The following is a 9,070-nucleotide window of genomic DNA, read 5'->3' on the forward strand; positions in this document are numbered from 1 at the left end:
GGCAGGGCGGGGCGTCAGCGATTGGCGGTGGGGACCGCGAGCAGCTCGACGCTGGTGCGGCTCGCGTCGAAGGGCTGCGGCAGATAGAGCGCGAGGTTCCGGTCTCGCATCACGTTCTTCCAGTAGCCGTCATTCATGCTGAGGCTGAAGTAGACGGTGCCCGGCTGCACCGGCACTTCCGGCGGCGGGCGGTACGTCACCGCCAGCGGCACGCCGGGCGCGGCGGCCTGGAGGAGCGCGCGGATGTCGTCCCACGCGGCCACCTTGGACAGCTTGGGCAGCTGCTCCGCCACCGTCTTCTCCGGCAGCTCGCTGCGCACGGCGAGCAGGAACTGGCCGCAGCGCTCCAGCCGCTCGTCCTCCAGCCGCCCGCGGAACATGCCGTCGGTGCCCACCGAAAGGTCCACCGTCAGGCACTGCTCCAGCGCCACCGAGCGCATCAGGTCGGTGATGCGGCGGAACAGCTCCTCGTACGTGGCCCGCAGGTTGGTGAACTGGAAGGAGGGCAGGGTGGACGGGTCCGCGCTCGCGGAGAACGTGCACAGCTGGCCCGCCGTCTGGATGAGCGTGAGGTACACGTCGCGCGGCGGCAGGTTGCCCGCGTCCAGCGCGTGCTGGAGGTAGGGGATGGTGCCGTTGAGCGCGTTGAGCTCCAGGAAGAGCGTCACGTCGCCCGCGGTGAACTCCAGCGCGGACGCGTCGCGGTGCCGCCGGCGCGAGGAGAGCTGGCGCTGCTTGGACACCATCAGCCGGAGCAGCGTGCGCAGCTCGTTCATGATGAACGGCGACGCGTCGATGCGCAGGCAGGGAGGGATGTACGTCTCGACGAGCGTCAGGTTCCCCGACTTGTCGCGGGACAGCTCGCACAGCTTGATGGAGTCGAAGTCGTCGCGCGGCTCGGTGCCGAACAGCAGCCGCACGTTGCGCTGGCCGAAGGCCACCTGGGAGATGGACGTGGACGCCGTCAAGTCGCTGATGGGACGCGCCGAGGGCGTGTAGCGCGGGCTGCCGCCCAGCCGCTCCCCGCTGCCGAAGCTCTCCACGCCGCTGCGCTCGCGCGGCACGCCGAGGTACACGTCCAGGGTGCGCTGGGCGGGCGGGAAGTAGCCCTCCGCGGGGCGCGCGGGCGGGGCCTCGGCGTCACCGGCCTCGAAGGCCACCGGCAGCCCGTCCGGGAGCACGCCCATGAAGCGCGACAGCTGGACGGTGCCCGCGCGCAGCGCCTCCATGTCCACCTCCAGGGACACCACGCCCCACGGGTACGGCTCCAGGGCCGCCAGGCGCAGGTCCAGGAGCTGCTCGTGGTAGAGGTCCTGCTGCTGGAGGTGGTGGGGGCTCATGAACATGCCCTCCGACCACACGACTCGCTGCACGGACTTCATACACCTCTCCGCGGCGACGCGCTGTCGCCCGCTTGGGGTTGGACCTCCGGAGCCCGCGTGGGCGCCCGCGTGGGCGCCTGCGTGATGGGGCGGAACAACAAGTCGATCTGGTAGCCCTGCAGCCGGTAGCGGAACACCTCGTCCTCCGGCTTCGGCTCACCCTGGTCACCGGCGGGGCGCTCCACGCACTGGGACTCCTTCACCACCGGCAGCACCGCGACGGTGCGCCACGAGTAGCCCAGCGGCTGGCGGAAGTGGCCCATGGCCAGCACGAAGCGCGCCTTCGGATCCCGCTGCACCCAGCGCGTCACCTTGCGGCCCGGCGGCACCACCACCTCCGCCACCTGCAGCAGGTCTTCCTTCAGGAGCTCCTCGGGTTTGCCCCACAGGTCCTTGAAGCCCGCGCGCTCCAGCCGGACGCTGTCCTTGAGCTGGACAATCTGCACCACCGTCGGCAGTGAGCGGCCGCGCGCGTCCGGATTGAGCTGCTCCGACGCGTCCACGACGACCTGGAAGGGAGGAGGCGTCTCACACGCCTGGGGAATGCGCTTCGCGCAGCCTGCACTCCCGCCCAGGACGAGCGCGAGCGCGGTGACCACACCCCACCGAAGACACCGGACGGCCATCCCCCCCGTACCGGCGCCAGTGTGTCTTTGCGCCAACATCCAGTTTCCTTGGAAAGAGCGCCCGTAACGCCGAGCGGTTACGTGCAAAGCGTAAACTGCCAGACAGGACGGAGTGGTTTCAAGCCACCACCCCTTTCGCCTGCCCGGTTGCTTCTAGTTTTCCGAGATCTTCGAGCCCTTGATGATGACGTCACCGCTGGCGGTGACCTCGATCTTGGCGCCCTTGATGACGACGTCGCCGTTCTTCTTCACCTGCAAGGTGGCGGAGCCGACCTTGAGGGTGAACTGCTCCTGGGCCACCAGGGAGATTTCCTTGGCGGACAGGGTGTAGGCGTCCTTGGCTGCGTGGTTCACCTTGCCGCCCACGCTGACGAGGAGGTCCTTCTCCACCTTGAGGGTGCGGGACTTGCCGACCTCTTCGGAGAGGTCTCCGCCCACCTGCATGGTGCGCGAGCCCTTCACCGTCTCTGACTTCTTGGCGCCCACCACCTCCACCTTGGCGCCGCCGACCTGCTCCGACTTGAGCCCGCCCACCAGCTCGTTGAAGGCCGCGCCCACGGTGACGGCGAGCGCGCCGCCGACGTTGAGCATCTTCCCCAGGCCCACCGTCTCCGCGGAGGCCATGGCCACGTTGAGGGACTGGTTGCCGCTGACGCTGATGGACTGGTCCCCCGCCACCGCCTCGGTGTGGTTGCCGGCCACGGTGGTGGAGCGGTTGCCGGTGACGGCGAGCGTCTGGTTGCCCTGGACGGTGCTGTCGTCGTTCTTCTTCACCGTGAGGGCCTGGTTGCCCTCGATGGTGCGCGAGCGGTCCTTCTTGACGAGGAGCGTCTCGTTGCCGCGGACCTCCTGCGTCTTGTCGTTCTCGACGACGATGTTGAAGTCCTTCTGCGCGTGCATGTAGACGAGCTCGGAGCCGGCGGCGTCCTCGAAGCGCAGCTCGTTGGAGCCGTCCCCGCCGGGGCTGGAGCTGGAGCGCAGGGTGCTCTGCGTCTTGTTGCCGGGCAGGTCGATGGGCGTGGGGTTCTGCCCATTGTAGACGCTGCCGGTGACGATGGGCCGGTCCGGGTCGCCCTCGAGGAACTCCACCACGACTTCATGGCCGATGCGCGGCAGGTACAGCGCGCCCCAGCCCGGGCCGGCCCAGGCCTGGCTGACGCGAATCCAGCAGGAGCTCTTGTCGTTCTGCTTGCCCTCGCGGTCCCAGTGGAACTGGACCTTGATGCGGCCGTGCTCGTCGGTGTGGATCTCCTCGCCCGCGGGGCCCACCACCATGGCCGTCTGCGCACCGGGAATCACCGGGCGGGGCGTCACGCGGGCCGGGCGGAAGGGCACCTCGGCCGGCTGGCACAGGAACTCGTTGCGGTAGCCCTCGCGGCTCTTCAGAGAGCCCTGCTCGATGCTGATCGCCTCGGACTGGTGGCCCACGTGCCGCACCGACACCGGCAGGTACTTGCGGTTGAGGGCCTCGTCGGGGTGCTCGGCCAGCTCGAAGGAGTGGCCCACGCAGATGCGACGGCTGTAGCTGGCGCCCGTCACCGTCTCCGCCCGCGCGCGCAGCTCCTCCAGGCGCACCTTCGCGAGGCTCTTGCCGGGGCCCGGCTCTTCGTAGCGGCCGGGGTAGTCGTAGATCTCGAGCGCCGTCTCGCCGCCCTCGGCCTCCGAGGACGCGCCCAGGTCCTGGGCGGGGCGCAGGAAGTTGTAGTCGCGCAGCGCCACGGCGCCGGGCTGCACCTCGGTGCGCGCCACCAGTTCGTGCACGTACTCCGCGGAGGCCACCATGTGGCTGCGCTCGCGGTAGACGAGCGTCGCGTCGCCCTGCATGGCGGGGTTGGCGGAGTCGCCGTCACCCAGCACCATCATGTGGGCCTCTTCGCCGTGCTCGAAGAAGTAGAAGATGCCCTCCTCCTCGAGGAGGCGGGACACGAAGTCCAGGTCCGACTCGCGGTACTGCACGCAGTAGTCGCGCTTGGGGTAGTCGCCGTTGAGGGCGAGCCGGTGCTCCACCTTGGCCTCGTCCAGGACCTTGTGGACGATTTGGGGGACGGTCAGCTCCTGGAAGATGCGGCTCTTGCGGCGGTGGCGGAGCGTCCACAGGCGCGGCACCACGGTGGCGCGGTAGCGGCGGCGCTCGGGGCCGCTGCCCTCGTCCCAGCGGGACATGCGCGAGACGATGCCGTGGAAGAAGCGCGCGGTGCCGTCGCCCAGCATGATGGTGAGGCGCGCGTCCTTGCCCAGCAGCGACTTCTCCTCCACCTCCACGTCGGGCTTCGCCGCCAGCGCGACTTCCACCGCGTAGGGCTGCGACAGCGTCTCCTCGGCCTCGAAGCCGAGCACCGCCAGCTCACCGGAAGTGAAGGGACCTGCCTGGAACTCGAACTCGGCCTGATTGGCGAGCAAGGCGGCGTTCGCGATCATCTTCAGTCCCCCGGCGCAAGGCCTCGCAAGGAATGCGGGGCCCGTGAGTGGTTGAGCAGCATGCCATGAATTGGCGTAGCAAAGATCCCTGACACGAAATTTTCATTGGAGCGGAAGAGCGGGCGGGCAATTTCGAAGGGGCCATCCGACGTGGGTCGGGTTTCGGTGTAGAGTGGAAAAGGGGGGCCGGCTTGAAACCGTGGGTAGCTCCGGGGTACCCAGACGGCTTCCACCCGGGAGAACCATGAGAAGAAGAAAGCTCCTGCACCGTGGGCTCGCGCTGGCACTGGCGCTGACGTCCACGGCTGCTGTGTCCCAGGACGCGTCGCCGCTTCAGCGAGGCTTCGACCTGGAGCGACTGGAGTTGAATCCCGGGGCGGAGGGCTCGCTGTTGGTGGGCCTGGGCGAGCTGCTGCCCGCGGGCACCTTCCGGGCGACGCTGCTCGCGCAGTACGCGCACAACCCGCTGCTCTTCGTGGACACCGGGAAGGAGTTGTCCGTGGTGGGCCAGCGCGCCACCGCGCACCTGGCCGCGGCGTATGCGCCGCTGACCTGGCTGCAGGTGGGGCTGCAGGTGCCGCTCGTCGCCTTCCAGGGCGGGGACTCGGAGCTGTTGCAGGCGAAGAACATCGCCGCGCCCGCGGGCCAGGCGCTGGCGACGCCGGTGTTCAGCGCCCGCTTCGGGCTGCTCACCCAGGACGAGCAGGGCGGGGTGGACCTGGCGGCGGAGCTGGGCGTGGGGCTCCCGGTGGGCAGCAAGGACGCCTTCTCCCGGGATGGAGACTCGCTGCGGCTCGCGCCGAAGCTGATGGTGGGCCGCCACTTCGGCCGCATCCGCGCGGGCGCGGAGGTGGGCTACACCCAGCGCCCCAAGCTGCTGCTCACGCAGAAGCAGGGAGACCTCGAGGACGAGGTGGGCGCGGAGCTGCGCGTGGGTCTGGCGCTGGCCACCACCGGCAGGCGGCTGCGCTGGGAGCTCAACGTGCGGGGCATGGTGCCGCTGACGGACCAGCCCAGCTCCGTGGAGCTGCTCCCGGGAGGGCGCTACCTCGTCAGCAACTCGCTGGAGCTGTTCGCGCTGGCGGGCATGGGCATTGGCGCCGCGCCGGGCACGCCGCTGTTCCGGTTGATGTTCGGCGGGGCCTTCGGCCAGGTGACGCCGCCGCGCGGGCCGGGCGAGTCCTCGGTCCGCTGCGAGATGGGGCTGGCGCCGGACGCGAAGATTCAGGAGTGCCCGGACCTCGACGAGGACCATGACGGGGTCCGCAACGCGGACGACAAGTGCCCGCTCATCGCGGGCGACGTGGCGCGCAACGGCTGCTCGGCGCAGGACACGGACGGCGACGGCATCGAGGACATGCTGGACGGCTGCCCCGTGGAGCCCGGGCCGGCCGCGCGGCAGGGCTGCCCCATCCCGGACCAGGACAAGGACGACCTGCCCGACGAGCTCGACAGCTGCCCCACGGACCCGGGGCCGGCGGACAACCGCGGCTGCCCGGTGCGCGACACGGACAAGGACGGCATCGACAACGACAAGGACGAGTGCCCGAGCGAGGCCGGTCCGGTCGAGCGCAACGGGTGCCCGGAGTCCGACACGGACAAGGACACCATTCCCAACCGCGCCGACAGCTGCGTGAACGAGCCGGGTGACCTGAAGAACATGGGCTGCCCGCTGCACCTCCTTCCGTTGGTGGAGCTCAAGCCCGACCGGCTGCTGCTCATCGGGAAGGTCTTCTTCGAGCCCTCGCAGGCGCGCCTCCAGGGTCGCTCCTTCGACGTGCTGGACTGGGTGGCCCGCGTCGTCAAGGAGCACCCGGAGATTCCCAGCGTCGTCGTGGGCGCGCACACCGACGACCGCGGCTTCCCGGACGTCAACCGCCGGCTGTCGCAGGCGCGCGCGGAGGCGGTGCGGCAGTACCTCATCAACAAGGGCGTGGACCCCGCGCGGTTGCAGGCGGTGGGGTACGGGCAGGACCGCCCCATCGACAGCAATGCGACCTCCATCGGTCGCGAGAACAACCGCCGCGTGGAGTTCCTGCTGGTGGCACCGGAAAAGGAGAAGACGGGCACCCCCCGTCCCTGAGCCATGAGCCCTCCTCGAAAGAGATTCGCGATGAAGAACAAGTGGCTCAAGAGTGGGCTCGCGAGCGCGGTGCTGCTCGCCGCCCTCGCCGCAGTGGCCGGCCCGGATACGTTCTTTCTGGGGTCGGGGGCGGTGACGGGGACTGTGCTGACCGTCCCGGCCCCCGGCGCCGGCCAGCCGACCGTGGTGCAGGTCAACACCTATGCCCAGGTCACCGCCATCAGCGCGACCACGGTCACTCCCATAGGGCTGCCCCAGCTGGCGACCGGCTCGAAGCAGCGGGGGGTCGTGGCCACTTCCGTCGATGCCGACGACTTCGCGGCCAACAAGCTGGTGATGGTGATCCAGACGACGGGCTTCACTCCCACGACGGCCCCCCCCGCGGGTACGGAACAGGAGGTCCTCGACCTGAGCAACAGCCAGGTGGGCCGCTGGGAACTGGCGAAGATCCGCACCTACGACGGCCAGACTGGCACGATGGTGCTGACGGAGCCGCTCAAGTACACCTATTCAGACAACAGCACCCAGGTCGTCACGGTTCCCGAGTACCAGTCCGTCGCCGTCGCGGACGGAGCGAAGATCGAGCCGCTCCCGTGGGATGGCCAGGTCGGCGGCGTGGTGGCGTTCCTCGTCAGTGGGACCATCAACCTCAACACGTCCGGGTCCATCAGCGCGGCGGGGAAGGGGGCCCGGGGGGGGGCGTACTCGGATGAAAATGGTGCGACGACTACCGGCTGTATGACGACAGGGGACGTCAATACGAATGACCCCAAGTACGGCACGAAGGGCGAGGGACTCTCGACTGCCCGGTATTCCGCTACATCGCGAGGACTCCCGAATTTCACGAGCGGCGGCGGCGGCGGCATCTGCGCCAACTCGGGCGGAGGCGGGGGTGGAAACAGCGGGTTGGGCGGCGTGGGTGGCAACACGACGGAAGCCACCCCCCGTGAGGTGGGGGGGCTCGGCGGCGCGCCGCTGAGCTACTCCCCCCTCGACCACCTGACTTTCGGAGGTGGCGGTGGAAGCGGGCAGGGGACTGCCAACAACAACACCCCCAATGGAGGGCGAGGTGGCGGCATCATCTTCTTCCGCGCCAACCAACTGTCGGGCGGCACGGTCACTGCGTCGGGACAGTCCGCTGCGCTCAGCGACGAGAGTGGGGGCGGCGGCGGTGCCGGTGGAAGCATTTCCATCCGACTGGCGGACCTGTGCTCCACCACGAACATCGTGGCGAACGGTGGCAACGGTGGCTCGGTGAACGTTGAGCAGACGGCCAGCGTTACCGCGCCTGGCCCTGGCGGTGGCGGCGGTGGTGGGCGGGTGCTGCTTCAGGCCAAGGCGTCCGACTGCTCCCTTTCGGTGGCCGCTGGCACCGCGGGCAGGACCAAGCCTCCCACCAACGGGACGGGGTTGGAGCGCGGCGCGAAGCCCACCGCGAGCGTCGCCAACCTTCCGCCCTACGTCGGCACCGTGACGTTCCTCGCGGGGGCGCTCGCACAGATTCCCCAGCCCACGATTGCACCCGCGCTCCCCTCGCTGACAAACGCCCCGACCCTGACCGTTGGCGGAACGGGGACCCGGAATGCCGCGCTGCTGGCCTACAGGCAGGTGCCGAACACCGCGGACGCGAAGGTGGCTCAGGGCGTCATCGATTCCAGCGGCAGCTTCTCCCTGGGGGTGCCGCTCCTGGAGGGTGACAACACGCTCAAGTTCGCCGTGGAGTTCAAGGGGCTCCAGGGCCCGTCCACCACCACGTCCACGGTAAAGCTCGACACGAGACCGCCCGACACGACGGCCTCCACCGCCCTGGCCCTGCCGACCAGTGCGGCGAGCATCAGCTTCACGGTGGCGGCGAGCGAGGCCGATCTCTCGCCTTGCCCCACCTGCCCCCTGACGTGCCAGCTCACCCTCCCCAATCAGTCGGCCCCCGGCTACGGCGCTTGCCAGGCCAGCTACAACCTCACGTCCGTAGGGGCGTACAAGTTCGAGGCTCGCGCTCGGGACCTCGCACAGAACGAAGACCCCACGCCGGCCGTCATCAACTTCACGGTGGATCGCACCGGGCCAGACGTGACGATCAAGGCGACGGATCCCGTGCCCCCGTTCCTGTTCACCCGCGCCACCACGGCATCGTTCGGTTTCTCCTCCACCGCCCCGGACTTCTTGCGCTTCGAGTGCCGGCTGGACTGGCGGCCGGCGGGGGGCGGCGCGACCACCAATGGAAGCTGGGACCCCTGCCCGGCCACCCACTTCCTGTCCGGTCTCCAGGACAACCGGCGGTACACGCTGTCGGTGCGAGCGGTGGACCAGGCGCTGAACGTGTCGAACCCCGTCGCCGACCATTCGTGGACGGTGGATACGGTGAGCCCGGACACGTCGCTTCCCCTCAAGCCTCCGCCGGAGACGCAGACGAACGACCCCTTCAACTTCAGCGGTGACGACCCGAGCATCGGAGCGAGCAACTACGAGTGCAGCCTGGACGGGGCGGCCTTCGTCGGGTGCGGCACGCCGCACACGCCGACGCTGACCGTCGTCGAGGGCGAGCGCAAGCAGCACACGCT

5 protein-coding genes are annotated in these 9,070 nt (G+C 69.5%); 2 read left to right on the top strand and 3 right to left on the bottom strand.

What is annotated here, in order from left to right; translation table 11 throughout:
* Positions 1-14 precede the first annotated feature (14 nt).
* The 3 genes from tssK to G4D86_RS44930 all read right to left on the bottom strand — a co-directional run bounded on the left by tssK (position 15) and on the right by G4D86_RS44930 (position 4,426).
* Positions 15-1,382 (bottom strand): type VI secretion system baseplate subunit TssK, encoded by a 1,368-nt coding sequence (gene tssK / locus G4D86_RS44920; protein WP_164001279.1) that lies wholly within the window; start codon positions 1,380-1,382, stop codon positions 15-17.
* Complete coding sequence (tssJ, locus tag G4D86_RS44925) at positions 1,379-1,981, bottom strand: type VI secretion system lipoprotein TssJ (protein WP_240360837.1); 603 nt, start codon at positions 1,979-1,981, stop codon at positions 1,379-1,381. The genes tssK and tssJ overlap by 4 nt, the downstream gene beginning before the upstream one ends.
* A 180-nt stretch (positions 1,982-2,161) precedes the next feature.
* Positions 2,162-4,426 (bottom strand): type VI secretion system Vgr family protein, encoded by a 2,265-nt coding sequence (locus G4D86_RS44930; RefSeq protein WP_164001283.1) that lies wholly within the window; start codon positions 4,424-4,426, stop codon positions 2,162-2,164.
* Positions 4,427-4,670: 244 nt separating this feature from the next.
* Here G4D86_RS44930 and G4D86_RS44935 point away from each other — a divergent pair, with 244 nt between their 5' ends.
* Both G4D86_RS44935 and agmC read left to right on the top strand, forming a co-directional pair.
* Complete coding sequence (locus G4D86_RS44935) at positions 4,671-6,509, top strand: OmpA family protein (RefSeq protein ID WP_164001285.1); 1,839 nt, start codon at positions 4,671-4,673, stop codon at positions 6,507-6,509.
* A gap of 30 nt (positions 6,510-6,539) precedes the next feature.
* Positions 6,540-9,070: adventurous gliding motility protein AgmC (agmC, locus tag G4D86_RS44940; protein ID WP_420821890.1), on the top strand; the 2,531-nt coding region annotated here is incomplete at its 3' end.

The sequence above is a fragment of the Pyxidicoccus caerfyrddinensis genome (genome assembly GCF_010894405.1).
GTDB lineage: Bacteria > Myxococcota > Myxococcia > Myxococcales > Myxococcaceae > Myxococcus > Myxococcus caerfyrddinensis.